Annotated in this window: 20 protein-coding genes; 10 read left to right on the top strand and 10 right to left on the bottom strand. The window is 70.3% G+C overall.

All coding sequences use genetic code 11. From position 1 onward, the window contains the following. Positions 1–113 precede the first annotated feature (113 nt). From ACSMXV_RS16220 to ACSMXV_RS16210, 3 genes are read left to right on the top strand one after another with little or no spacing between them, the layout of a single operon-like run. Positions 114–1,271: a Gfo/Idh/MocA family protein gene (locus tag ACSMXV_RS16220; protein WP_473178308.1), complete on the top strand. Its 1,158-nt coding sequence runs from the start codon at positions 114–116 to the stop codon at positions 1,269–1,271. Then, positions 1,268–2,428: a dihydrodipicolinate synthase family protein gene (locus ACSMXV_RS16215; RefSeq protein ID WP_473178307.1), complete on the top strand. Its 1,161-nt coding sequence runs from the start codon at positions 1,268–1,270 to the stop codon at positions 2,426–2,428. The genes ACSMXV_RS16220 and ACSMXV_RS16215 overlap by 4 nt, the downstream gene beginning before the upstream one ends. Before the next feature lie 41 nt (positions 2,429–2,469). Further along, positions 2,470–3,264: a sugar phosphate isomerase/epimerase family protein gene (locus ACSMXV_RS16210; protein WP_473178965.1), complete on the top strand. Its 795-nt coding sequence runs from the start codon at positions 2,470–2,472 to the stop codon at positions 3,262–3,264. Positions 3,265–3,299: 35 nt separating this feature from the next. Here ACSMXV_RS16210 and ACSMXV_RS16205 read toward each other — a convergent pair whose 3' ends face one another. From ACSMXV_RS16205 to ACSMXV_RS16170, 8 genes are all read right to left on the bottom strand, one after another. Continuing rightward, positions 3,300–3,812 carry a DinB family protein gene (locus tag ACSMXV_RS16205; RefSeq protein ID WP_473178306.1) on the bottom strand — a complete coding sequence of 171 codons (513 nt, stop codon included), beginning with the start codon at positions 3,810–3,812 and terminating at the stop codon, positions 3,300–3,302. A gap of 246 nt (positions 3,813–4,058) precedes the next feature. Further along, positions 4,059–4,448 carry a D-ribose pyranase gene (gene rbsD / locus ACSMXV_RS16200; protein WP_473178305.1) on the bottom strand — a complete coding sequence of 130 codons (390 nt, stop codon included), beginning with the start codon at positions 4,446–4,448 and terminating at the stop codon, positions 4,059–4,061. Further along, the gene (locus ACSMXV_RS16195) at positions 4,445–5,344 is read right to left on the bottom strand and encodes a ribokinase (RefSeq protein ID WP_473178304.1); all 900 of its coding nucleotides are present in this window, start codon (positions 5,342–5,344) and stop codon (positions 4,445–4,447) included. The genes rbsD and ACSMXV_RS16195 overlap by 4 nt, the downstream gene beginning before the upstream one ends. Before the next feature lie 111 nt (positions 5,345–5,455). Next, on the bottom strand, positions 5,456–7,411 hold the full coding sequence (locus ACSMXV_RS16190) for an ABC transporter permease/substrate-binding protein (RefSeq protein ID WP_473178303.1): 1,956 nt from the start codon (positions 7,409–7,411) through the stop codon (positions 5,456–5,458). Further along, positions 7,401–8,942, bottom strand: coding sequence for a sugar ABC transporter ATP-binding protein (locus tag ACSMXV_RS16185; RefSeq protein WP_473178302.1), 1,542 nt, complete (start codon positions 8,940–8,942; stop codon positions 7,401–7,403). The genes ACSMXV_RS16190 and ACSMXV_RS16185 overlap by 11 nt, the downstream gene beginning before the upstream one ends. Positions 8,943–8,953: 11 nt before the next feature. Continuing rightward, on the bottom strand, positions 8,954–9,967 hold the full coding sequence (locus tag ACSMXV_RS16180) for a LacI family DNA-binding transcriptional regulator (RefSeq protein ID WP_473178301.1): 1,014 nt from the start codon (positions 9,965–9,967) through the stop codon (positions 8,954–8,956). A gap of 291 nt (positions 9,968–10,258) precedes the next feature. Further along, entirely contained in the window at positions 10,259–10,504 is a 246-nt protein-coding gene (locus ACSMXV_RS16175; protein ID WP_473178300.1) for a hypothetical protein, read from the bottom strand. 86 nt (positions 10,505–10,590) lie between these two features. After that, on the bottom strand, positions 10,591–11,472 hold the full coding sequence (locus ACSMXV_RS16170; RefSeq protein WP_473178299.1) for an RpnC/YadD family protein: 882 nt from the start codon (positions 11,470–11,472) through the stop codon (positions 10,591–10,593). Positions 11,473–11,710: 238 nt separating this feature from the next. Here ACSMXV_RS16170 and recD2 point away from each other — a divergent pair, with 238 nt between their 5' ends. The 3 genes from recD2 (at position 11,711) to ACSMXV_RS16155 (ending at position 17,372) form a co-directional block, all read left to right on the top strand. Continuing rightward, the gene (gene recD2, locus ACSMXV_RS16165) at positions 11,711–13,957 is read left to right on the top strand and encodes an SF1B family DNA helicase RecD2 (RefSeq protein WP_473178298.1); all 2,247 of its coding nucleotides are present in this window, start codon (positions 11,711–11,713) and stop codon (positions 13,955–13,957) included. A gap of 325 nt (positions 13,958–14,282) precedes the next feature. Continuing rightward, entirely contained in the window at positions 14,283–15,572 is a 1,290-nt protein-coding gene (locus ACSMXV_RS16160) for a citrate synthase (protein WP_473178297.1), read from the top strand. A gap of 756 nt (positions 15,573–16,328) precedes the next feature. After that, positions 16,329–17,372, top strand: a complete 1,044-nt coding sequence (locus ACSMXV_RS16155; RefSeq protein ID WP_473178296.1) for a zinc-dependent alcohol dehydrogenase family protein — start codon at positions 16,329–16,331, stop codon at positions 17,370–17,372. 67 nt (positions 17,373–17,439) lie between these two features. On the opposite strand, the gene ACSMXV_RS16150 is transcribed toward ACSMXV_RS16155, so the two are convergent. Together ACSMXV_RS16150 and ACSMXV_RS16145 are read right to left on the bottom strand one after the other, a co-directional pair. After that, positions 17,440–17,640 (bottom strand): helix-turn-helix transcriptional regulator, encoded by a 201-nt coding sequence (locus ACSMXV_RS16150; protein WP_473178295.1) that lies wholly within the window; start codon positions 17,638–17,640, stop codon positions 17,440–17,442. 422 nt (positions 17,641–18,062) lie between these two features. Next, complete coding sequence (locus ACSMXV_RS16145; protein ID WP_473178294.1) at positions 18,063–19,034, bottom strand: helix-turn-helix domain-containing protein; 972 nt, start codon at positions 19,032–19,034, stop codon at positions 18,063–18,065. Positions 19,035–19,385: 351 nt separating this feature from the next. Here ACSMXV_RS16145 and ACSMXV_RS16140 point away from each other — a divergent pair, with 351 nt between their 5' ends. From ACSMXV_RS16140 to ACSMXV_RS16125, 4 genes are all read left to right on the top strand, one after another. Beyond that, complete coding sequence (locus ACSMXV_RS16140; protein ID WP_473178293.1) at positions 19,386–19,532, top strand: hypothetical protein; 147 nt, start codon at positions 19,386–19,388, stop codon at positions 19,530–19,532. Between the two features lie 10 nt (positions 19,533–19,542). After that, positions 19,543–21,045, top strand: coding sequence for a CoA-acylating methylmalonate-semialdehyde dehydrogenase (gene mmsA / locus ACSMXV_RS16135; protein ID WP_473178292.1), 1,503 nt, complete (start codon positions 19,543–19,545; stop codon positions 21,043–21,045). A 163-nt stretch (positions 21,046–21,208) separates the two neighbouring features. Beyond that, on the top strand, positions 21,209–23,866 hold the full coding sequence (locus ACSMXV_RS16130) for an alpha/beta fold hydrolase (protein ID WP_473178291.1): 2,658 nt from the start codon (positions 21,209–21,211) through the stop codon (positions 23,864–23,866). Further along, positions 23,863–24,726 (top strand): ABC transporter permease, encoded by an 864-nt coding sequence (locus tag ACSMXV_RS16125; protein WP_473178290.1) that lies wholly within the window; start codon positions 23,863–23,865, stop codon positions 24,724–24,726. The genes ACSMXV_RS16130 and ACSMXV_RS16125 overlap by 4 nt, the downstream gene beginning before the upstream one ends. Positions 24,727–24,849: the final 123 nt, after the last annotated feature.

Raw genomic sequence — 24,849 nt, 5'->3', positions numbered from 1 at the left:
GGTACTTGTCCGAGCCGCTGTGCAGAGGCTAGCTTCTTACCGTATAGAAAGCGCTTGCTACGGACGCTGGTCGTACGCGGACAGGGCGTACGCGGCCGTACGGAGGGAAACTCGTGACACGCAAGACGGTGCGCATCGCCATGAACGGCGTGACGGGACGCATGGGCCATCGCCAGCACCTCGTCCGTTCCATCCTCGCCATCCGCGAGCAGGGCGGCCTCGACCTCGGCGACGGCACGGTGCTGTGGCCCGAGCCGGTCCTCGTCGGCCGCCGCGAGCACGCGCTGAAGGCGCTTGCCGAGCAGCACGGCCTCGACCCGGCGAACATCTCCACCGACCTGGACGCCGTCCTCGCCGACGAGACGATCGAGATCTACTTCGACGCCCAGGTCACCTCGGCCCGCGAGGAGGCGATCAAGAAGGCGATCGCCGCGGGCAAGCACATCTACACCGAGAAGCCCACCGCCACCGGCCTGGACGGCGCCCTGGAGCTGGCGCGCCTGGCGGAGGCGGCCGGCATCAAGCACGGCGTCGTCCAGGACAAGCTGTTCCTGCCGGGCCTGCTGAAGCTCAAGCGGCTCATCGACGGCGGCTTCTTCGGCCGGATCCTCTCCGTACGCGGCGAGTTCGGCTACTGGGTCTTCGAGGGCGACTGGCAGGAGGCGCAGCGCCCGTCGTGGAACTACCGGTCCGAGGACGGCGGCGGCATCGTCGTCGACATGTTCCCGCACTGGGAGTACGTCCTGCACGAGCTGTTCGGCCGGGTGACCTCCGTCCAGGCCCTCACCGCCACGCACATCCCGCAGCGCTGGGACGAGCAGGGCAAGCCCTACGACGCCACGGCCGACGACGCCGCGTACGGCATCTTCGAGCTCGACGGCGGGACCATCGCGCAGATCAACTCCTCCTGGGCGGTCCGCGTCAACCGCGACGAACTCGTCGAGTTCCAGGTCGACGGCACCGAGGGCTCCGCCGTCGCGGGCCTGCGCAAGTGCCGCGTCCAGCACCGCAGCGCCACCCCGAAGCCGGTGTGGAACCCGGACATCCCGGCCACCGAGGTCTTCCGCGACCAGTGGCAGGAGGTCCCGGACAACGCCGAGTTCGACAACGGCTTCAAGGCCCAGTGGGAGCTGTTCCTCAAGCACGTCTACGCCGGTGCGCCCTACCACTGGGACCTGCTCGCCGGTGCCCGCGGCGTCCAGCTCGCCGAGCTCGGGCTGAAGTCGGCGGCCGAGGGCAGCCGCCTCGAGGTTCCGGAGATCTCGCTGTGACCATCCGCCTGCCCGATGCGACCGGCGCCCTGCGCGCCTACGAACCGCGCACCGAACCCTCCGTGTTCACCCCCGGCGGCGCGCCGCTCGCCTCTCGTACGGTCTTCTCCGCGGCCCACGTGGTCGCAGACCCGTACGCGGACGTGTCTCCGGACTCGCCCGCGGCCGTCGACTGGGACGCCACGCTCGCCTTCCGCCGCCACCTGTGGTCGCACGGCCTGGGCGTCGCCGAGGCCATGGACACCGCCCAGCGCGGCATGGGCCTGGACTGGGCCGGGGCCGCCGAACTGATCAAGCGGTCCGCGGCCGAGGCGAAGGCCGTCGGCGGCCGGATCGCGGCCGGCGTCGGCACCGACCAGCTCACCGCGCCCGCGACCTCGCTCGACGAGGTCGTGGCGGCGTACGAGGAGCAGCTGGGCGTCGTCGAGGAGGCCGGTGTCCAGCCTATCCTCATGGCCTCGCGCGCCCTCGCCGCGGTGGCGAAGGGGCCCGAGGACTACCTGGAGGTCTACGGGCGGCTGCTGCGGCAGTCCACGGAGCCCGTCGTCCTGCACTGGCTCGGCCCGATGTTCGACCCGGCGCTCGAGGGCTACTGGGGCTCGTCCGACCTGGACGCGGCCACCGACACCTTCATCGAGGTCATCGCCGCGCACCCGGACAAGGTCGACGGCATCAAGATGTCCCTCCTGGACGCGGGCCGCGAGATCGGCGTCCGCCGCCGCCTCCCGAACGGCGTCCGCTGCTACACGGGTGACGACTTCAACTACCCCGAGCTGATCGCCGGCGACGAGCAGGGCTTCAGCCACGCCCTCCTCGGCATCTTCGACCCGCTCGGCCCGCTCGCGGCCGAGGCCGTACGCGTCCTGGACACGGGCGACGTGAAGGGCTTCCGCGAACTCCTCGACCCCACGGTCGAGCTGTCCCGCCACCTCTTCCAGACGCCCACCCGCTTCTACAAGACCGGCGTGGTCTTCCTGGCCTGGCTGGCCGGGCACCAGGAGCACTTCACCATGGTCGGCGGCCTCCAGTCGGCCCGCTCCCTCCCGCACTTCGCACGGGCGTACGAACTGGCCGACTCCCTGGGCCTGTTCCCGGACCCGGCACTGGCCGAGGCCCGTATGAAGTCCCTGCTCAACGTGTACGGAGTCCAGCAGTGACCGAACCGCTGACAGATCTCAGCCGCTTCAGCATCAACCAGATGACGGTCAAGCAGCTGTCGCTGCCCGAGCTGGTCTCGGCATGCGTCGACCTCGGCGTGCCGGGCGTGGGCCTGTGGCGCGAACCGGTGCAGAAGTACGGCGTGGAGGCCGCCGCCAAGCTCGTACGGGACGCGGGCCTCAGCGTCACCACCCTGTGCCGGGGCGGATTCCTCACGGCGATCGACCCCGTCGAGCGGGCGGAGGCGCTGGGCGACAACCACGCGGCGATCGACGAGGCCGCCACGCTGGGCACGGACACGCTGGTCCTGGTGTGTGGCGGGCTTCCCGACGGCAGCAAGGACCTCCACGGGGCGCGCGAGCGCATCGCGGACGCGCTCGCCGTGCTCGGCCCGTACGCGGCCGAGCGCGGAGTCCGCCTCGCGATCGAGCCGCTGCACCCGATGTTCGCGTCCGACCGCTGCGTCGTCTCGACGCTCGCCCAGGCGCTCGACATCGCGGAACGCTTCCCCGCCGAGCAGGTCGGGGTCACCGTCGACACGTACCACATCTGGTGGGACGACCAGGCGCCCGCTCAGATCGCCCGGGCCGGGGCCGCGGGCCGGATCCACACCTTCCAGCTCGCCGACTGGACGACTCCGCTGCCCGAGGGCGTCCTCAACGGCCGCGGGCAGATCGGCGACGGCGCCATCGACATGCGCGAGTGGCGGGGCTACGTCGAGGCCGCCGGGTACACCGGGCCGATCGAGGTCGAGCTCTTCAACGACGGGCTGTGGGCGCGGGACGGGAAGGAAGTCCTGGCCGAGACGGCGGAGCGCTTCGTGCGGTACGCGTGACAGGCGTCGCGCCGGGACGGCGGTGACCGGGAGCGTCAGTAGTAACCGGTCTCGCCGTCCAGCAGCTCACGGATGGCGTCCAGGTGGCCGGCGTGCCGGGCTGTCTCCTCGATCATGTGGATCACCATCCACCGCAGGTTGGCGGCGGCCGAACGGAAGTCGGGATGGCGGCCCACCTCGTCCAGGGAGTGGGCCGCGATGATCTTGTTGGAGATGGCGCACTGGCGCTCGTACTCATCGAGCAGCTGGTCGAGGGGGACGCCGTCCACGCGCATGTCGGCGTCCTCCGGGTCCTCCTGGAACTGGGGGCCGTCGGCCGGCCCGCCCAGGAACAGCACCTCGAACCAGGTCTGTTCGGTCCACCGCAGGTGGGAGATGACGCCCGCCATCGTCATCAGCGGAGACGACGGGAGGACGGCGCGGTGGGCGTCCTTGTCCGACAGGCCCTTGCACTTCCACCGCACGATGGAACGCTGCAGGTCAAGCCAGCCGACCAGGGCGGTCCGCTCGTCCGCGGTGAAGGGGGGACGCTCATGGGAAGGCGACATGGGCGTCGACGTTACCGAGGCCCCGTCCCGGGCGCAGTTGGTTTTTCGCCTCCTGCGGGCTCGCCGGAATTTTCTTGTGGACCCGTGCAACCCTTCCCGGCGGTCGCGGGTCTACTTGGCGTCAGGACTTCCGGGAGGGGATCTGGGGGGATCGGGAGGTTCTGATATGGGGGTGGGAACGAGGGGGTCTGATCGACGGATCAGGCCCCCTCGAGAGTTTTCCCGGACAACTCGGTGCTGCGGTCGTCAGAAGAAGACACCGCAGCGCAGCAACACGTTCGCGTACGGCCGCGCCTCGCCGGTGCGGACCACCAGGCGGGCGTCCGCCGACATCGCCTTCAACTCCTCGTGGGAGACCAGCTCCAGCTCGGGGAACGACGTCTCCAGCAGCCGCGTCGCCGCCGGGTTCGTGCCCCGTACCTCGCGCGCGGCCACCGCGCCCTCCACGACCAGCTCGGCGAGCAGGCCGTCCAGCACCTCCGCGAAGGAGGGGACGCCGGCCCGGAAGGCGAGATCGACGACCCGGGGGCCCGCGGGGATCGGCATTCCGACGTCGCAGACGAGGACGCCGTCGCCGTGGCCCAGTTCGGCGAGGGCCCCGGACAGATGGCGGTTCAGGATTCCTGCCTTCTTCACAGGGCTTGGGTCTCCTCAAAGGTGGGGAAGGACGCCTGCGCGCCCTCCTTCATGACGGCCGCCGCACCCACGCGCACCGCGAAGGCGGCGGCCGTCCGCAGGTCCTCGCCGAGACCGAGGCGCCAGGCCAGCGCCGCCGTGAAGGCGTCGCCCGCACCTGTGGTGTCCACGGCGGCGACCTTCACGGACGGCACGCGAGCGGCCGACCCGCCGTCCGCCACCAAGGCGCCCTCGGCGCCCAGGGTGATGACGACCGAGCGCGGGCCCAGGGCCAGCAGGCCGGCCGCCCACTCCTCGGGAGCGTCGCCCCCCGAGCCGCCCAGGATCACGCGCGCCTCATGCTCGTTGACGACCAGCGGATCGCAGGCCGCCAGCACATCGGCGGGCAGCGGCGCCGGGGGCGAGGGGTTCAGTACGAAACGGGTGCCGTCGGCGAGGCTCCGTACCACCTCGGCGACCGTCTCCAGCGGGATCTCCAGCTGCGCCGAGACGACCCGCGCCGAGGCGAGCAGGTCCTTCGCGGCCCGCACGTCCGCGGGCGTCAGGCGGGCATTGGCGCCCGGCGACACCACGATGCTGTTGTCCCCCGACGGATCCACCGTGATCAGCGCGACCCCGGTGGGCGCGCCGCCGGTGAGGACACCGGCGGTGTCGACTCCGGCGGCGCGCTGCGAGTCCAGCAGCAGCCGTCCGTGTCCGTCGTCCCCGACGCGGGCAAGCAGGGCCGTACGGGCCCCGAGCCGGGCGGCGGCGACCGCCTGGTTCGCGCCCTTGCCGCCCGGATGGACGGCCAGGTCGGAACCGAGCACCGTCTCACCGGGGCCTGGACGGCGCTCGACACCGATCACCAGGTCGGCGTTGGCCGACCCTACGACCAGCAGGTCGTAGTCGTACATGAACCCTCTCCCTACGCAGGTCAGTTCAGCTTGCCGTCGGTTGCGCCCGCCGGTCGGTCGAGCTCGCCGGACGGACGGTCCGCGGACGTCGCCGCGGACCGCCCGTGGACGTCATCCGCTGAAGCCGTCCACGTTCTGCGACGTGACGACCTTCACCGGCACCTTCACCGTCTCCGAGACCGTCTCGCCCTCGGCCGCCTTCAGCGCGTTCTCGACCGCGATCCGGCCGAGTTCCTTCGGCTGCTGGGCGACGGACGCGTAGAGCGTGCCCGCCTTGACCGCCTTCAGGCCGTCCGGGGTGCCGTCGAAGCCGACGACCGCGACCGACGTGCCGGCCTTGCCGCCCAGCGCCTTGATCGCGCCCAGCGCCATCTCGTCGTTCTCGGCGAAGACGCCGTCCACGTCGGGGTGGGCCTGGAGCATGTTCGTCATCACGTCGAGGCCCTTGGTGCGGTCGAAGTCTGCGGGCTGCTTGGCCACGACCTTGATGCCCGGGTAGTCCTTGAGACCCTCGGCGAACCCGGCGCCGCGCTCACGGCTGGCGGACGTGCCCGCCTGGCCCTGCAGGATGACGATCTCGCCCGTGCCGCCCAGCTTCTCGGCGAGCGTCTTCGCGGCGAGCCTGCCGCCCGCGACGTTGTCGGAGGCGACGAGCGCGGCCGTGTCGGCCTTGTTGACGCCCCGGTCGACGCCGATCACCGGGATGTCGGCCTTGTTCGCGGCCCGCACGGCCGGGCCAGCGGCGTCCGAGTCCACCGGGTTGACGATGATCGAACCGAGGCCCTCGCTGGTGAAGTTCTGCAGCTGGTTGGCCTGCTGGGACGCGTCGTTCTGGGCGTCCGTGACGGTCAGATCGGCGCCCGCCTTCTTCGCGGCCTCCTGCGCGCCCTGCTTGATCTGTACGAAGAACGGGTTGTTGAGGGTCGACAGGGACAGGCCGAGCTTCTGGTTCGCCGGAGAGGAGCCGCTGTTGAAGAGGGACATCGCGCCCAGGACGGCCGCCACGAGGACCGCGGCGAGAGCGAACTTCACCGCCTGCGGGCCCTTCTTGCCGGAGGCACCCGCACCCGTACCGGCCGCGACCGGCGTCGCCCCGGCCTTGCGCCGCACCGTGTCGAGGAGCACCGCCAGCGCGATCACGACACCGATGACGACCTGCTGCCAGAACGCTGACACCGAAAGCAGGTTGAGGCCGTTGCGCAGCACCGCCAGGATCAGCGCGCCGATGAGCGTGCCGGACGCCTTGCCCGTGCCGCCCGCCAGGCTGGCGCCGCCGATGACGACCGCGGCGATCGCGTCGAGCTCGTAGCCCTGCGCGGCCTGCGGCTGCGCCGAGGACAGACGGGAGGCCAGGACTATGCCCGCGGCCGCGGCGAACAGACCCGACAGCGCGTAGATCGCCAGCTTCTGCTTCTTCACGCGCAGACCGGAGAGGCGGGCCGCCTCCTCGTTGCCGCCGATCGCGTACATGGAGCGCCCGATGTACGTACGGCCCAGGATCACGGCCGTGATCAGACCCATCACGATCATGATGAGGACCGGGACGGGCAGCCACCCGCCGAGCGTGTCACCGAGGTGCGACACCGAGTCGGGGAAGGCGATCGGGCTGCCCTGGGAGATCACCAGGGACAGACCGCGGGCCACCGACAGCATGGCCAGCGTCGCGATGAACGGCGGGAGCTTGCCGTACGAGATCAGGATGCCGTTGACGAGGCCGCAGGCGAGGCCCGTCGCGACCGCGAGTATCACCGCGATCCAGACCGGCAGGCCCTCGGAAGTCGCCGTCCAGGCAAGGACCGTGGCGGAGAGGGCGGCGACGGAGCCGACCGACAGGTCGATGCCCGCCGAGACGATCACGAAGGTCACGCCGAACGCGAGGATGGCGGTCACCGCCGCCTGGACGCCGACGTTCAGCAGGTTCTGGGTGGTCAGGAAGTCGCCGGAGAGCAGCGACATCGCGACGAGCAGGACGATCAGGGCGCTCAGCGCGCCGTTGTCGAGCAGGAGGCGGCGGACCGCCGAGGCGCCACTCGCGCCCGCCCGGCTCTTGAGCGTGTCAGTGGCCACGGGGGGCCTCCTTTTCGGTGTTGCTGCTGTTCGTGCTGCCCGTGTTCGTGCCGACGGCGAGCGCCATGACCGCGTCCTGGGTGGCCTCGTCGGCGGTGAGTTCGCCCGCGATCCGGCCCTGTGCCATGACCAGCACCCGGTCGCTCATTCCGAGCACCTCGGGCAGGTCGCTGGAGATCATCAGGACGGCGGCGCCCGCGGCGGTCAGTTCGTTGACGAGCTGGTAGATCTCGACCTTGGCGCCGACGTCGATGCCGCGCGTCGGCTCGTCGAGGATCAGCACCTTGGTGTCCGCGAGCAGCCACTTGCCGATGACGACCTTCTGCTGGTTGCCGCCGGACAGGGTGCGGACGTGCTGGCCGAGCCCGGCCATACGGACGCCGAGCTGCTCGGCGATCCGGGCGGCCGCGGTGCGCTGGGACTTGCGGTCGACGAGCCCGCCGCGGGTCGCCGCACGCATCGTGACCAGGCCGAGGTTCTCCTCGACCGATGCGTCGAGGACGAGGCCCTGCCCCTTGCGGTCCTCCGGGACGAGTCCGATGCCGGCGGTCATGGCCGCGTTGACGTCGTGGCGGGGCACGGGTGCGCCCGCGACCAGCACGGAGCCCGTGTCGTACGGGTCGGCGCCGAAGACCGCCCGGACGACCTCCGTACGACCGGCCCCCACGAGCCCCGCGATGCCGACGACCTCACCGGCCCTAACCTCGAAGCTCACGTCGTGGAAGACGCCGTTCCGGGTCAGCCCGCTGACAGACAGCAGGGCGTCGCCCGCGTCGGCACGCGCGCGTGGGTACTGCTGCTCGATGCTGCGGCCCACCATCAGCCGTACGAGCTCGTCCTCGGGGGTCGACGCGGGCACCTCGCCGACGCTCTTGCCGTCGCGGATGACGGTCACGCGGTCGCCCAGGGCGGCGATCTCCTCGAGGTGGTGCGTGATGAAGACGATGCCGACGCCGTCCTCGCGCAGCTGCCGCACGATCCGGAAGAGCTTGTCGACTTCTTCGGAGGTGAGGACGGCAGTCGGCTCGTCCATGATCAGCACGCGGGCGTCGAGGCTCAGCGCCTTGGCGATCTCGACCATTTGCAGACGAGCGATGCCGAGTTCACGCACCCGCGCGCGCGGGGAGACGTTCACGCCGACCCGCTCGAGGAGTACGGCGGCCTCGGCCTCCATCCTCTTCCGGTCGATCATCCCGAAGCGGCGCGGCTGGCGGCCCAGGAAGATGTTCTCGGCGACCGTCAGATCGGGGACCAGGTTGAACTCCTGGTAGATCGTGGCGATACCGAGGCGTTCCGCGTCCTGTGCGCCATGGATACGGACTTCCTCGCCGTCCACCAGGACGCGGCCGGAGTCCGGGCGGTAGGCGCCGGAGAGCATCTTGATGAGGGTGCTCTTGCCCGCGCCGTTCTCGCCGAGCAGGACATGCACTTCGCCGCGGCGCAGATCGAAGTCGACGCCGTCGAGCGCGACGACGCCGGGGAACGTCTTGCGTATCCCTTCGATACGCAGCAACTCGTCCGGGTTGCTCACGCGTTGCTCCTTCATGCTGGGGAGTTCTCTGGGGAGTTCTCGCCGCAGGAGCGGCGTACGACGAGACGGGCGGGGAGGGTGACCGACTCGGGAGGACGGCCCTCGATGCGGTCGACCAGCGCGCGGACCGCGGCCCGGCCCAGCTCGCCAGTCGGCTGGGCGATCGCCGTGATCGGCGGATCGGTGTGCACGAACCACGGGATGTCGTCGAAGGCGGCCAGCCCGATGTCCTGCGGAACGCGCAGCCCGCGCGCGCGGATCGCGTCCAGCGCGCCGAGCGCCATCAGGTTGTCCGCGGCGAAGACGACATCGGGCGGCTCGGGCAGCGCGAGGAACGCCTCGGTGACACGGCGTCCGCTGTCTGCCTGGAAGTCGCCCTGCCCTATCAGCTCGTCGGGCAGCGGAAGCCCGTGCTCGCGCAGTGCCTCGCGGAAGGCCTCGACGCGCTCGCTGCCGGTCGTGGTGGCCGCAGGGCCCGCGATGATGGCGAGTCTGCGGTGCCCGAGACCGTGCAGATGGGCAACCAGGTCGCGAACGGCCTGCCGGCCGTCGGCCCGTACGACGGGTACGTCGACACCGGCGATCCAGCGGTCGACGAAGACCATCGGGGTGCCCGCCCGCGCCGCCTGAAGCATGAGCGGGGAGCCGCCGTCGGTGGGGGAGACCAGCAGCCCGTCGATCCGGCGGTCGAGCAGCGTACGGACGTGGTGGTCCTGCAGGTCGGGCCGCTCGTCGGCGTTGCCGATGATGACGCTGTAGCCGAGCGCGCGGGCCGCCTCCTCGACGGAGCGGGCCAGCTCCGTGAAGTACGGATTCATCACGTCGCTGATGACCAGACCGAGCGTGCGGGTCTGATCGGTGCGCAGCGACCGGGCGACGGCGTTGGGGCGGTAGCCGAGCGTCTCGACGGCGGCGAGCACGCGGGCGCGCGCATCGGGGCTGACCGACGGGTGGCTGTTGAGCACACGGGACACCGTGGCGACGGACACGCCCGCCTCGGCAGCAACGTCCTTGATGCTCGCCATCGCGGTTCCACCTCCTCGTGGAATCGATTACAGGGAGGATTGGAATCGATTACATGAGGGGAGGCAAGACTTGGGGGACGTAGAGATCGGATCGTGATAGATCGCGCTCAGATGAGCGTCATCATTCGGCGAACTGAACGGGTACCGCGGTGCGGGTAGACGGACGCCGTTCATCGGCTTGGCCGTCGAGCTCGGAGGAACTGCTGGAGGAGCTACTGGTGGCGACCACTTAGCCGCCTCCGTGTGGGGCTCGGAGACGGCTCGGTGGACGCGGGTGAACTGGTGGCGGGACTACTCCTCCGTGAAGATGTCGTCCACGGAGGAGGCGGTGACGGCGCGGTCGACCCAGTGGTCCAGGGTGTCGAGGTCGGTGCAGGTCAGAATGCGTTCGCGGTCGCTGTCGGAGAGGGTGATGTCGCGGCGGTCCAGGATCCGGAGGAGGGCCTTGGCCTCTCCCTTGGCTAGACCCTTGGCGCGGCCCTCGGCCCGCAGCTCCTCGGCCAGAAAGGACTGGAAGAACGAGGTGTCGACGGCCACGAGATTCCTCCAGTGATCGGCGGCGGAGCCGGTGACCCGGATCCTGTGCGGTGAGTTCGACGCTTTGCCTTTGGGCGGCCCGGGGGCTACTCGCCCGTGAAGATCTCCTCGATGGAGGAGGCGGTGACGGCGCGGTCGATCCAGTGGTTGAGGGTGTCGATGTCGCCGCAGGATGTGATGCGTTCGCGGTCGCTGTCGGAGAGGGTGATGCCGCGGCGGTCTACGATCCGGAGGAGGGCCTCGGCCTCTCCTTCGGCGCGGCCTTCGGCCCGCAGCCCCTGTGCCAGCGGGGACTGGAAAAATGAGGTGTCCACGGTCAACAGTTGCCTCCAGTAATCGGCGGCCGAGCCGGTGCCCAGGCCCTGTGCGGTGAGTTCGATGAAGGTGTTGGCGGTGTCCTCGTCCCGTAGCTGCAGCCCACCGAGGGCGGCTGCCAGCGCCTTCAGTATGGCATCGGAGTTCCGGTCACGGCCGTGCAGAATCGCGGACAGAACCGCCAGCGGGATGTCGCGGGCCGCTGCGTCCGGGGTGTCGATCACGGGGACGTTCTCCGGTCCCAGGACCAGGGGCCGCAGCGTGAGCGAGGGCCACTGCGCCGGGCCGATGTGCACGTGACGGGTGGCCCAGGAGGCGGTGGTCCGGTCCCTGCAGACGACCACGAGTAGCGGGGGCAGCCGGTACTTGGCGTAGAGATGGGCCAGATAGTAGGCCCAGCTCGAGGGCTTTCCCGGATCCTTCTTCTCCTGGGCCTCCACAGCCAGGACGAAGCTGGTCCCGTCGGCGGCGTCCATGCGGAGCAGCGTGTCCACACGCCGCTCCAAAGGGCGGTTCTCGGTGAGGTCCGTCGGCAGCGGGGTGGCCGAGACGGGATCGTCGAAGGGGATGCCGAACGCCCTGACGGCGCGGGCGAAGACGCCGGGGTCCTGCTGGAAGACCCGGTGCATCGCCTCGTGGGGCGAGCTGACCATGCGGCTCCTGTCATGCGGGGTGGCGCGGAGGCGTAGCTGGCGGATTGCCTGTGACACATGCCCGGGGCGTGTCGTGTAAGAGCCAACCGCACAACTCATCCTCTTTTCAGTTGAGTTGATCGGATTCACCCTGCGGGAGTGAGGTGGGCCCGGCCGTTGACGCCGCTGAGTCGACAGCTCTACAGCGGCGACTCAGCCGAGCGGCCCCGTTGTCACTCCCCGGCGATACCGTCGGATCATGGCGAGTCGAGGGGCAGGCGGCGACGCGGAGAGCGGGCCGCGCATGGCGGTGCTCGAGGGGGTCCTCGAGCGGATCACGTACGCCAACGAGGAGAACGGCTACACGGTGGCGAGGGTCGACACCGGCCGCGGCGGCGGCGACCTGCTCACGGTCGTCGGCTCGCTGCTGGGCGCGCAGGTGGGGGAGTCGTTGCGCATGGAGGGCCGCTGGGGCTCCCACCCGCAGTACGGACGCCAGTTCACCGTGGAGAACTACACGACGGTGCTGCCCGCGACCGTCCAGGGCATCCGCCGCTATCTGGGGTCCGGGCTGGTCAAGGGCATCGGCCCGGTCTTCGCCGACCGGATCACGCAGCACTTCGGGCTGGACACACTGAAGATCATCGAGGAGGAGCCGAAGCGCCTGATCGAGGTGCCGGGCCTCGGCCCCAAGCGGACGAAGAAGATCGCCGACGCCTGGGAGGAGCAGAAGGCGATCAAGGAGGTCATGCTCTTCCTCCAGACCGTCGAGGTGTCGACGTCCATCGCGGTCCGGATCTACAAGAAGTACGGGGACGCGTCGATCTCGGTCGTCAAGAACGAGCCGTACCGGCTGGCCGCCGACGTCTGGGGCATCGGCTTCCTGACGGCGGACAGGATCGCCCAGTCCGTCGGCATTCCGCACGACAGCCCGGAGCGCGTCAAGGCGGGCCTGCAGTACGCGCTGTCGCAGTCCGCGGACCAGGGCCACTGCTATCTGCCCGAGGAGCAGCTCATCGCGGACGCGGTGAAGCTGCTCCAGGTGGACACGGGCCTGGTCATCGACTGCCTCGCCGAGCTCGCGGCCGACGAGGAGGGCGTCGTACGGGAGCAGATCCCGGCACCGGACGGAGGCGGCGAGACGGTCACGGCCGTCTATCTCGTCCCCTTCCACCGCGCGGAGGTCTCCCTCGCCGCCCAGCTCAGGCGCCTGCTGAATACCGGGGAAGACCGGCTGCCCGCCTTCCAGGACGTGGCCTGGGACAAGGCCCTGTCCTGGCTCGCGGACCGTACGGGCGCGGAGCTCGCCCCCGAGCAGGAGGCCGCGGTGCGGCTCGCCCTGACCAGCAAGGTCGCCGTCCTCACCGGCGGCCCGGGCTGCGGCAAGTCCTTCACGGTCCGCTCGATCGTCGAGCTGGCCCGAGCCAAGCGCGCCAAGGTCGTGCTCGCCGCCCCGACGGGCCGGGCCGCCAAGCGCCTCGCCGAGCTCACCGGCGCCGAGGCGTCCACGGTGCACCGGCTCCTCGAACTCAAGCCCGGCGGCGACGCGGCGTACGACCGGGACCGCCCCCTGGACGCGGACCTCGTCGTGGTCGACGAGGCGTCCATGCTCGATCTGCTGCTCGCCAACAAGCTGGTCAAGGCCGTGCCGCCGGGCGCCCATCTGCTCTTCGTCGGCGATGTCGACCAGCTGCCGAGCGTCGGCGCCGGCGAGGTGCTGCGCGATCTGCTCAGCGAGGGCAGCCCCGTCCCGGCCGTCCGCCTCACCCGCATCTTCCGGCAGGCCCAGCAGTCCGGCGTCGTCACCAACGCCCACCGCATCAACTCCGGCATACCGCCCGTCACGCAGGGCCTGAAGGACTTCTTCCTCTTCGTGGAGGAGGACACCGAGGCGGCGGGTCGCCTCACGGTGGACGTGGCGGCCCGGCGCATCCCCGCCACCTTCGGCCTGGACCCACGCCGGGACGTGCAGGTCCTGGCCCCGATGCACCGCGGCCCGGCGGGAGCCGGCAATCTCAACGGCCTGCTGCAGCAGGCGATCACCCCGGCCCGCCCCGACCTGCCCGAGAAGCGCTTCGGCGGCCGGGTCTTCCGCGTCGGCGACAAGGTGACCCAGATTCGCAACAATTATGAGAAGGGGCGCAACGGCGTCTTCAACGGCACGGTCGGCGTGGTCACCTCGCTCAGCCTGGACGACCAGCGCCTGACGGTGCTGACGGACGAGGACGAGGAGGTTCCGTACGAGTTCGACGAGCTCGACGAGCTGGCGCATGCCTACGCGGTGACGATCCACCGCTCCCAGGGCAGCGAGTATCCGGCGGTGGTGGTTCCGGTCACCACGGGCGCATGGATGATGCTGCAGCGGAATCTGCTCTACACAGCGGTGACCCGCGCCAAGAAGCTGGTGGTGCTGGTCGGTTCACGCAGGGCGCTCGGCCAGGCGGTGCGCACGGTGTCGGCCGGGAGGCGCTGCACTGCTCTGGATTTCCGCCTCTCGGGCGGGTGACTCTCGGCACGTGGGTGTTCAGTCGCGCAAGCGATACAAGGCGATACGTTTCTGCTGGCACTCTCCGCCTAAAAGCACCCGTACCGACCGGCCCATGGCGGTGATCCGACAGACATCCAGAATTTTGATCGATCAAACGAGTCGCAAAGGTCACACAAGGCTTCCAGAAGCGGGGCGAAGGGGGCAGGATGAGCAGGTTGGCGGCACTCAGTGCCGCTGACGGGCCTAACGGTCGACCCCGAGTGCACTCTCCTGAGCCAAATGGGGGAAGGTAGAGACAGTCAGGGCACCTCGAAGATGAGGCACTACGTCGGTGAGGGAAGACGTGAGCGACAACTCTGTAGTACTGCGGTACGGCGACGGCGAGTACACCTACCCGGTGATCGACAGCACCGTTGGCGACAAGGGCTTCGACATCGGGAAGCTCCGCGCACAGACCGGTCTGGTGACCCTGGACAGCGGTTACGGGAACACCGCTGCCTATAAATCCGCGATCACCTATCTCGACGGCGAGCAGGGCATCCTCCGCTACCGCGGCTACCCGATCGAGCAGCTGGCCGAGCGCTCCACCTTCCTTGAGGTGGCGTATCTGCTGATCAACGGCGAGCTCCCGAACGTCGACGAGCTGGCCACCTTCAGGAACGAGATCACGCAGCACACCCTGCTGCACGAGGACGTCAAGAACTTCTACCGCGGCTTCCCGCGCGACGCCCACCCGATGGCCATGCTGTCCTCCGTGGTCAGCGCGCTGTCGACGTTCTACCAGGACAGCCACAACCCGTTCGACGAGAAGCAGCGCTACCTCTCCACGATCCGGCTGCTCGCCAAGCTTCCGACGATCGCGGCGTACGCGTACAAGAAGTCGATCGGCCACCCCTTCGTCTACCCGCGCAACGACCTCGGCTACGTCGAGAACTTCCTGCGCATGACCTTCTCGGTCCCGGCCCAGGAATACGACCTCGACCCGGTCGTCGTCTCCGCGCTCGACAAGCTGCTGATCCTGCACGCGGACCACGAGCAGAACTGTTCGACCTCCACGGTGCGTCTGGTCGGCTCCTCGCAGGCGAACATGTTCGCCTCGATCTCCGCCGGCATCTCCGCCCTGTGGGGCCCGCTGCACGGTGGCGCCAACCAGTCGGTGCTGGAGATGCTCGAGGGCATCCAGGCCTCCGGCGGCGACGTCGACTCCTTCATCCGCAAGGTGAAGAACAAGGAGGACGGCGTTCGCCTGATGGGCTTCGGCCACCGGGTCTACAAGAACTTCGACCCGCGCGCGAAGATCATCAAGGCTGCCGCGCACGACGTCCTGTCGGCTCTCGGCAAGTCCGACGAGCTCCTCGACATCGCGCTCAAGCTGGAGGAGCACGCGCTCTCCGACGACTACTTCGTCTCGCGCAGCCTCTACCCGAACGTGGACTTCTACACCGGTCTGATCTACCGGGCCATGGGCTTCCCGACGGAGATGTTCACCGTGCTCTTCGCGCTCGGCCGTCTCCCCGGCTGGATCGCCCAGTGGCACGAGATGATCAAGGAGCCCGGTTCCCGCATCGGCCGCCCGCGCCAGATCTACACGGGCGAGGTCCTGCGCGACTTCGTCCCGGTCGAGGAGCGCTGACCGCTCCCCGCACCGTATGCGGAAAGCCTGACACTCAGGCGGAAAGCGCCCCGCTACCAGTCCCCCCACGGGCCGGCAGACGGGGCGCTTTCCTATGTCCCGGTGCGGATTCCCCCCACGGGATCCGGCCGGGCGTCTGCGGGGCAGCGCCAGCTGCGTCAGGTGTCGCCGGCTCTGTCAGGTGTCAGGAAACCGGTCGATACCTGTTGCGGTCCGCCGGGACGCGTACGCACGGGAGGGCCGCTCAAAGCTCCCCGGTGCACGTGTCCCGGCCAACGCTCCCCATGGCTTCGGCGCCATGGGGTACCTCCATCCAGGGACGTCCCCCAAGACGTCCCCCCGATGTTCAGAAACGCCCCCCAAGACGTTCCTGGCATCGCCTTCTTAGACTCGCGAGCCCCTTCGATGGTTACGTTCGAATTACTGTGACCTGCGTCTCTACTTGCATATGTCCTCTAGCCGCGCAAGAGCGCCGGTACGGCAATCCAGGCCCAAGCGTAAGGATGTTGGAGGGGCTCTGTGAAGACCTGATGTGACCTTACCCGCGGTTACCGGCCGGTTCACAGCGCGTTCTGACGAGCTGCCGGGTCGGGCGACGCGAAGCGGCGCCGTCCGAGCGGGAGCACCCAGGTCCGGAGCACCCCCTGGCGGGACGGGGCCGGTGCTCGGCGCTAGCGTGCGGGCGGTGAGTGTGACCGCGCAACACGGCAGGGTGGCGCGGTCGCGCGCCGGACCGGACGGAAGGCTGGCGGGACGATGCGGGCAGTGGTGTTCGAGCGGTACGGGGAACCGGCCGAGGTGCGGGACGTGGCGGATCCCGTGCCCGCGCCCCACGGGGTGGTCGTCCGGGTCGAGGCCACCGGGCTGTGCCGCAGTGACTGGCACGGCTGGATGGGGCACGACCCGGACATCACGCTGCCCCATGTGCCCGGCCACGAACTCGCCGGCGTCGTCGAGGCGGTGGGCGACCGGGTGGCCCGGTGGCGGCCCGGCGACCGGGTCACCGTGCCGTTCGTCTGCGCCTGCGGCAGCTGCGCCGCATGCGCGGAGGGCGACCAGCAGGTGTGTGAGCGGCAGACCCAGCCGGGATTCACACACTGGGGCTCCTTCGCGCAGTACGTCGCGCTGGAGCATGCCGACGTCAATCTGGTGGCGGTGCCGGAGGAGATGTCGTTCGTGACGGCGGCCGGGCTGGGCTGCCGGTTCGCGACCGCGTTCCGCGCCGTCGTGGCCCAGGGCAGGGTGGCACCGGGCCAGTGGGTCGCCGTGCATGGCTGCGGCGGTGTCGGCCTGTCGGCCGTGATGATCGCGGCAGCCTCCGGTGCACGTGTCGTGGCCGTCGATATCTCGCCCCAGGCCCTCGCACTCGCGCGGAAGTTCGGAGCCGCGGAATGCGTCGACGCCTCGGCCGCCGGTGACGTCGCCGAGGCGGTCCGCGAGCTGACCGGCGGTGGCGCCCATGTGTCACTGGACGCTCTCGGGTCGCCCGCCACCTGCGCCGCCTCCGTGGGAAGTCTGCGGCGCCGAGGGCGGCACATCCAGGTCGGCCTGCTCCCCTCCGCTGCGGGCGACCCGGTCGTGCCGATGTCCCGCGTCATCGCCCTGGAGCTGGAACTCCTCGGCAGTCACGGCATGCCCGCCCACGCGTATGCCCCCATGCTGGAGCTTGTGCGCGCGGGCGCGGTCCGCCCGGACCTCCTGGTCACCTCCACGATCCCGCTGTCCGCGGCCCCGTCGGCCCTGGCCGCGATGGGTACCGCGCTGGGAGCGGGGGTCACGGTCGTGGAACCGCAGCGGTGAGGCCGAGCCTGCCCGACGGGACGACGGTGGTACGAGAGGCGGGGTACGGGACGCGGGGCACGTCAGGTCAATCGGTTCTGCGGTTGCGGTTGCCGGGCCGGGCGGCCACCCAGGCGCGCACGGTGTCCGCGTACCAGAACGGCTTGCCGCTCTCGACATGGTCGGGCGGTGGCAGCAGCCCGTGCTTGCGGTAGGACCGGACGGTGTCCGGCTGCACCTTGATGTGCGCGGCGATCTCCTTGTACGACCAGAGTCTTCGGTCGGTCATCAGTGGCACCTCCCTGCGAGCGTCGCAGCAGCAGCCCGGCCGGCCGTCGGGGGAGCTGGACGCGACGCTGGCGATCACTCAGCCTGTGCGTGGTGAACGACAGCGAGTGGCCACAGGAGAACAGCTGTGGATCGCATGTGACACAGGCCCTGCGAACGCGGGACATGTGTGACAGAAGAGAGGTATTCGTAACCCGCGTGACGCATGCGGACTGAGGCGCGAGACGTGAGGGCGCAGCGGTGTGAGCCGCAACTCCCTGTGCATGGGTACTCGGCAGTCGCCTGATGACGGGGCCACCGGGCCCTCGGCGACCCGGACGCGCAAGCGTAGTGGACCGGCCCCGCTGCGCCGGTTCCGGTCCACCGCTCCCCGCTACCCTCTGGTTCCCCCCGGTCAGAGGGTTGCAAGGCCCCAGCGTGCCGTCAGTGTTGCCTATCGGTCTTGGAAAAAGGCGCACTTCGCCCTGGTGGCAGCACCAGGCTCGTGGCCTCACCGGTGAGCCGGTCCGTGGCGGGCGGACCCGACCGCTGGTCCGTCCGTCGGCTGCGGGCCGCGGTGAACTCGGCGGGTGTGCAGCCGGTCATCGCCCTGAACTCACCGCTCAGATGCGCCTGGTCGTAGAACCCGCAGGCCGCCGCCGTCTCGGCCTGGCTGCGACCGGCCACGAGCAGCCGCCGTGCGCGCTGCAGCCGCAGCACCCGGGCGGCCGCCTTCGGTCCGAGGCCGATCTGCTCCCGGAAGCGGTTCTCCAACTGGCGTACGCTCCAGCCGACTTCGTGGGCGAGGCGGCTGACGGGGATGGCGCCCCCGGTGCGGACGAGCTCGTTCCAGGCGCCGACGATCCGGGGCGAGCAAGGGGTTCCGGCATCCGCGCAGCGGGCCAGGACATCGTCCAGCAGGGCGAACCGGGCGCTCCAGGTGCTCAGCCCGGCGAGTGCGGCGACGAGTTCGGCGATGCTGCCCCAGCCGACGAGCCCTGGCGGTCTGCCGAGGTCGTCCGGATCGACGTACCGATTGGACAGTTCGTGCTGTGCGATGCCGAAGAGCGAGAACGCGGCCCAGGGGGTGAGCAGCACCGAGACACCGGACAGCCGCCCCTCGTGCTCGCCGACGGCGGGCGTGGTGCCCAGCCCCGAGTACACCGAGACGAGGGAGACGGCGGGACGCCCCGCACTGGAGATCCGTACCGGTTGCTCGAAGCCGAGCATCAGTGTGACCGCGCCGATCGGTGTCTCCAGCCGGCGCCGTGGACGGTCCAGGTCGTACCGGAAGCCGTGATAACTGATCACCCCCGGCCGTAGCCGGGGGTGGGGCAGCGCCCATGCGGCTTCCCAGGTGCTGGCGGCACGGTGGACCGGCCCTGGTGCCGCTGCCGGCCCCCTCACCGTCGTCATGGCGGTCAGCTTTCCGGCCGTGAAAGAAAGGTGTCAAGACGGTCAGGATGTCAGGACAATCCATTGACAGGGTGCTGGTATGCGACTAAACCCAGACTTCGAGACTCGACCGGAGCCCCCTTTTACTGCTGGGCCGGGCAAACGTGTTCAAGCGAGGCCGACGACCTCGCCGTCACGTACCGCTCGAAGCCCTGCACCGATCGCCTCCGGCGCGGGAGGCCACTTCGCCCTGGCAGGAGCGAAGTGCGAGCGCCGACTCCCCGCCCGCCACGCCCCCGCGCCGGAGGTTCAGCTCGGAGCTGCCGCATGTGTCGGGCGCCGGGCGCCACATGTGTCTACGCCGACCCCGAAATGGCAGACACAGTGTCCGGCGCGCTCCCCGCCGGGGCGTGGTGGGATGTGGCCATGGCCGAGGCCGGGACCCGCTCGTCGGCCATGGAAGCCCACGAGGTGTACGACCGGGACGTCCGGGCCCGACGCCGCCGTCTGCGAAGGTAGGGATCTTGTCATGACGAAGACCGTCAACCACTGGATCGGTGGGAAGACCGTCGAGGGTACGTCGGGTACGTACGGCCCGGTCACCGACCCCGCCACCGGCGCCGTCACCACACAGGTGGCCTTTGCCACCGTCGACGAGGTGGACGCCGCGGTCGCCGCTGCCAAGGCGGCGTACGCGACCTGGGGGACGTCGTCGCTCGCGCAGCGCACCGCGATCCTTTTCAGGTTCCGCGCGCTGCTGGACGCCAACCGGGACGCGATCGCCGAACTGATCACCGCCGAGCACGGCAAGGTCCACTCGGACGCGCTGGGTGAGGTGGCCCGCGGCCTGGAGATCGTCGACCTGGCCTGCGGCATCACCACGCAGCTCAAGGGCGAGCTGTCCACCCAGGTGTCCAACCGGGTCGACGTCGCCTCGATCCGCCAGCCGCTGGGCGTCGTCGCCGGCATCACGCCGTTCAACTTCCCGGCCATGGTGCCGATGTGGATGTTCCCGATGGCCATCGCGTGCGGCAACACGTTCGTGCTGAAGCCGAGCGAGAAGGACCCGTCGGCGTCCATGAAGGTCGCCGAGCTGCTCGCGGAGGCAGGCCTGCCGGACGGCGTGTTCAACGTCGTGCACGGCGACAAGGTGGCCGTGGACCGGCTGCTCGAACACCCGGATGTCGCGGCCGTGTCGTTCGTCGGGTCGACGCCGATCGCCCGGTACATCCACACCACGGCCTCGGCGAACGGCAAGCGCGTCCAGGCACTGGGCGGCGCCAAGAACCACATGCTGGTGCTGCCCGACGCTGATCTTGACGCCGCCGCGGACGCCGCGGTCTCGGCCGCGTACGGCTCCGCGGGCGAGCGCTGCATGGCCATCTCGGCCGTCGTCGCGGTCGGTGCGACCGGTGACGAGCTCGTCGCGAAGATCAAGGAGCGGGCAGAGAAGATCAAGATCGGCCCCGGCGACGACCCCGAGTCCGAGATGGGCCCGCTCATCACGGCCGCGCACCGCGACAAGGTCGCCTCGTACGTGAAGGGCGCCGCCGACCAGGGCGCCGAGGTGGTGCTCGACGGCACCGGCTACACCGTGCCCGGCTTCGAGGACGGCCACTGGATCGGCCTGTCCCTGCTCGACAAGGTGCCCACGGACGCCGACGCCTACAAGGACGAGATCTTCGGCCCGGTCCTGTGTGTGCTGCGCGTCGACACGTACGAAGAGGGCGTGGCCCTCATCAACGCCTCGCCGTTCGGTAACGGCACCGCGATCTTCACCCGGGACGGCGGCGCCGCCCGCCGCTTCCAGATGGAGATCGAGGCGGGCATGGTCGGCGTGAACGTGCCGATCCCGGTGCCCGTCGGCTACCACTCCTTCGGCGGCTGGAAGGACTCGCTCTTCGGCGACCACCACATCTACGGCAACGACGGCACGCACTTCTACACCCGTGGCAAGGTCGTGACCACCCGCTGGCCGGACCCGTCGGAGGCCCCGGCGGGCGTGGACCTCGGGTTCCCCCGCAATCACTGACCGACCGTCGTAGGCCCTGTGCGGGCGTCCGTATTCCGGACGCCCGCACATCTTCGTACCGCGCCTGCGGTATGCGGGCGGAGAGCCGTACTCCTCAAGGAGGTACGGGGGTTCAGACCGGTGGCTGCCGTGGATGTCGGTGCCTGCCCTTACCGTTGACGACATGGATCTCCGACTGCCCGAAATGCGCGGGCCGCGACGGTGGCTGGCCGCCGCGGCCGCTGTCGTGGTGCTCGCCGGTGCCGGGACGTGGACGGCCGTCGCCTCGGACGACGCCCCGGCCGTGCACCGCGAGGACCGGACGCTCGACACCGACGGCGCGAAGATCGACACATCCTTCTTCACGGCGACGTCCGAGGACAGCGGCGCCATCGAGGGCGGGCGCCCCGCGGTGCTGCTCGCACACGGCTTCGGCGGCAGCAAGGAGGACGTGCGGACGCAGGCCGAGGATCTGGCGCGCGACGGGTACGCGGTCCTGACGTGGTCCGCCCGCGGCTTCGGCAGATCCACCGGGAAGATCGGGCTGAACGACCCGAAGGGCGAGGTCGCCGACGTCTCCCGGCTGATCGACTGGCTGGCGAAGCGGCCCGAGGTCGCGCGCGACAAGGAAGGCGACCCGCGCGTGGGCATTGCGGGGGCCTCGTACGGCGGTGCGGTGTCGCTGCTGGCCGCCGGGTACGACCAGCGGGTCGACGCGATCGCCCCGCAGATCACCTACTGGAACCTGGCGGACGCGCTGTTCCCGGACGGCGTGTTCAAGAAGCTGTGGGCCGGGATGTTCGTCAACTCGGGCGGCGGCTGCGAACAGTTCGAGAAACAGCTCTGCGAGATGTACGAGCGTGTCGCGGAGTCCGGCACGCCGGATGCCGAGGCGCGGCAGCTGCTGGAGGAGCGCAGCCCGTCGGCCGTCGGCGACCGCATCAAGGTGCCCACGCTCATCATGCAGGGCCAGACCGACTCCCTCTTCCCGCTCGGCCACGCCGACGCGATCGCCAAGGCCGTCCGCGCCAACCACGCGCCGGTCGACGTCGACTGGATCGCGGGCGGGCACGACGGCGGCGACATGGAAGTGGACCGGGTGTACGCGCGCGTGGACGCCTGGTTCGACCGCTATCTGAAGGACGACAAGAACGCCGACACCGGGCCGGCGTTTCGCATCACCCGTACCGGAGGCGTCGACTCCACCGACGGCGAGGCCCAGCTGCGCGGCGCGAGCGGCGACCGGTATCCGGGCCTCGAGAGCGGGCTGCACAGCGTGCCGCTCACCGGCCGCGAGCAGACTTTCGACAACCCCGCGGGCGCCGGGCCGCCCGCCGTCTCCTCACTGCCCGGTCTCGGCGGCGCCGCCGGAGGCCTGTCCCTGTCGTCCCTCGGCGTCGGCGTCTCCCTCGACTTCTCCGGCCAGTTCGCGCGGTTCGACTCGGCGCCGCTGCGCAGCGATCTGCGCATCACCGGCGCTCCGACGGCCACGGTGCACATCGCTTCCACCAGCGACGACGCCGTGCTCTTCGCCAAGGTGTACGACGTGGGGCCGGACGGCAGACAGCAGGTGCTGCCCTCCCAGCTGGTCGCGCCCGTGCGCGTCGAGGGTTCCGGCGCGAAGGGTGGCAAGGACGTCACGCTGACCCTGCCCGCCGTCGATCACGAGGTGCAGAAGGGCCACCGGCTGCGTCTCGTCCTCTCCTCGACCGACCTCGCCTACGCCTCGCCGGTCCAGCCCGCCACGTACACGGCGTCCCTCAAGAGCGACCTGCACGTACCGACCGCGCCCGGAGTGACGACCGCCGCCGCGGCACTGCCCGCCTGGGTGTGGTGGCTGCCCCTCGCCGGAGCCGTCGCCGCGCTCGCGCTGGTGCTCACCGGCCGGCGTCGCACGGCGACCCCGCCCCCGGACCCGGAGCTTGCCGACGTGCCGCTCCAGATCACCGATCTGAGCAAGCGGTACGCGAAGTCGGCCGACCGGTACGCGGTGCGGGACCTCTCCTTCCGCGTCGAGAAGGGCCAGGTCCTCGGCCTGCTCGGACCCAACGGCGCGGGCAAGACGACCACCCTGCGCATGCTCATGGGCCTGATCCGGCCCGACGGCGGCGAGATCCGGGTCTTCGGCCACGCGATCCGCCCGGGCGCGCCGGTGCTGTCCCGGGTCGGCGCCTTCGTCGAGGGCGCGGGCTTCCTGCCCCACCTCTCCGGCCGCGAGAACCTGGAGCTGTACTGGCAGGCCACCGGCCGGCCCGCCGAGGACGCCCACCTGGACGAGGCGCTGGAGATCGCCGGACTCGGCGACGCCCTGCAGCGCGCCGTCCGCACGTACTCGCAGGGCATGCGCCAGCGCCTCGCCATCGCCCAGGCCATGCTCGGCCTGCCGGACCTTCTGATCCTCGACGAACCGACGAACGGCCTGGACCCGCCACAGATCCGCGAGATGCGCGAGGTGATGATCCGGTACGCGGCCGCCGGCCGCACCGTCATCGTCTCGAGCCACCTCCTCGCGGAGGTCGAGCAGACCTGCACGCATCTCGTGGTCATGGACCGCGGCAAGCTCGTGCAGGCGGGACGGGTCGACGAGATCGTCGGCTCCGGGGACACGCTGCTCATCGGCACGGCCCGGCCGCTCGACGATCCGCTCGTGGAGAAGATCGCCGCGCTGCCGGGAGTGGGCTCGGCGGTGCCTGCCGAGGGCGGACTCCTCGTCCGGCTGGACGGCGCGAGGACACCGCAGCTGCTCGCCGAACTCCTCCGCCTTGAGGTGCCGGTCGAGTCGGTCGGGCCGCACCGCCGGCTGGAAGACGCGTTCCTCACCCTGATCGGAGGCACCCCATGACCACGCTCGCCGAACGCACCGAGGTGGCGCACGGGTACCGCGCGGGACGGACGCTGCCGCTGCGCGTCGAGCTGGTCCGCCAGCTGAAGCGGCGGCGCACGCTGGTGATGGGCGCGGTGCTGGCCGCACTGCCGTTCGTGCTGGTCGTGGCCTTCGCGATCGGCGGTGAGCCGGACGGTCCCGACGACCGGGTGACGCTGATGGACACGGCCACGGCGTCCGCGGCGAACTTCGCCGCGACCAGCCTGTTCGTCTCGGCGGGCTTCCTGCTGGTGGTGCCGGTGGCGCTGTTCTGCGGTGACACGGTCGCCTCCGAGGCGAGCTGGTCGTCGCTGCGCTATCTGCTGGCGTCGCCCGTGCCGCGGGCCCGGCTGCTGTGGTCGAAGCTCGTCGTCGCGCTCGGCCTCAGCCTGGCCGCGATGGTGCTGCTGCCACTGGTTGCACTGGCGGTCGGCAGCGTCGCGTACGGATGGGGCCCGCTGCAGATCCCCACGGGCGGGGCGCTCGACGCGGGCACCGCAGCTCAGCGGCTGGTGATCGTCATCGCGTTCATCTTCGTGTCGCAACTCGTCACCGCAGGTCTCGCGTTCTGGCTGTCGACGAAGACCGATGCGCCGCTCGGTGCGGTCGGCGGCGCGGTCGGACTGACGATCGTCGGCAATGTGCTGGACGCGGTGACCGCCTTGGGCGACTGGCGCGACTTCCTGCCCGCGCACTGGCAGTTCGCCTGGGCGGACGCGATCCAGCCGGAGCCCGAGTGGGGCGGCATGATCCAGGGCGCGTCCGTCTCCATAACGTACGCACTGGTGCTGTTCGCGCTGGCCTTCCGCGGTTTTCGCCGGAAGGACGTGGTGTCCTAGGTCTCCGGAGGATCACCTACCGGTCTCAACCGCCGCCCGCCGTAGCCGCATTGAGATCCACCCGCAATGGCCTCGACAGCTCCTTCGGGCCCTCTCGGCCGTCACAGTCACAAGCGCTCCACC

The sequence above is a fragment of the Streptomyces sp. DSM 42067 genome, from assembly GCF_055792885.1.
This window is presented reverse-complemented; position numbering and strand designations above follow the sequence as displayed.

What these genes read in the sequence shown, in the direction of transcription:
- ACSMXV_RS16210 (WP_473178965.1), top strand. Translation starts at nt 2,470, where the DNA reads ATGACGGTCAAGCAGCTGTCGCTGCCCGAGCTGGTCTCGGCATGCGTC.
- ACSMXV_RS16205 (WP_473178306.1), bottom strand. Translation starts at nt 3,812, where the DNA reads ATGTCGCCTTCCCATGAGCGTCCCCCCTTCACCGCGGACGAGCGGACC.
- ACSMXV_RS16195 (WP_473178304.1), bottom strand. Translation starts at nt 5,344, where the DNA reads ATGTACGACTACGACCTGCTGGTCGTAGGGTCGGCCAACGCCGACCTG.
- ACSMXV_RS16180 (WP_473178301.1), bottom strand. Translation starts at nt 9,967, where the DNA reads ATGGCGAGCATCAAGGACGTTGCTGCCGAGGCGGGCGTGTCCGTCGCC.
- ACSMXV_RS16170 (WP_473178299.1), bottom strand. Translation starts at nt 11,472, where the DNA reads ATGGTCAGCTCGCCCCACGAGGCGATGCACCGGGTCTTCCAGCAGGAC.
- recD2 (WP_473178298.1), top strand. Translation starts at nt 11,711, where the DNA reads ATGGCGAGTCGAGGGGCAGGCGGCGACGCGGAGAGCGGGCCGCGCATG.
- ACSMXV_RS16155 (WP_473178296.1), top strand. Translation starts at nt 16,329, where the DNA reads ATGCGGGCAGTGGTGTTCGAGCGGTACGGGGAACCGGCCGAGGTGCGG.
- ACSMXV_RS16150 (WP_473178295.1), bottom strand. Translation starts at nt 17,640, where the DNA reads ATGACCGACCGAAGACTCTGGTCGTACAAGGAGATCGCCGCGCACATC.
- ACSMXV_RS16145 (WP_473178294.1), bottom strand. Translation starts at nt 19,034, where the DNA reads ATGACGACGGTGAGGGGGCCGGCAGCGGCACCAGGGCCGGTCCACCGT.
- ACSMXV_RS16140 (WP_473178293.1), top strand. Translation starts at nt 19,386, where the DNA reads ATGGCAGACACAGTGTCCGGCGCGCTCCCCGCCGGGGCGTGGTGGGAT.
- mmsA (WP_473178292.1), top strand. Translation starts at nt 19,543, where the DNA reads ATGACGAAGACCGTCAACCACTGGATCGGTGGGAAGACCGTCGAGGGT.
- ACSMXV_RS16130 (WP_473178291.1), top strand. Translation starts at nt 21,209, where the DNA reads ATGGATCTCCGACTGCCCGAAATGCGCGGGCCGCGACGGTGGCTGGCC.
- ACSMXV_RS16125 (WP_473178290.1), top strand. Translation starts at nt 23,863, where the DNA reads ATGACCACGCTCGCCGAACGCACCGAGGTGGCGCACGGGTACCGCGCG.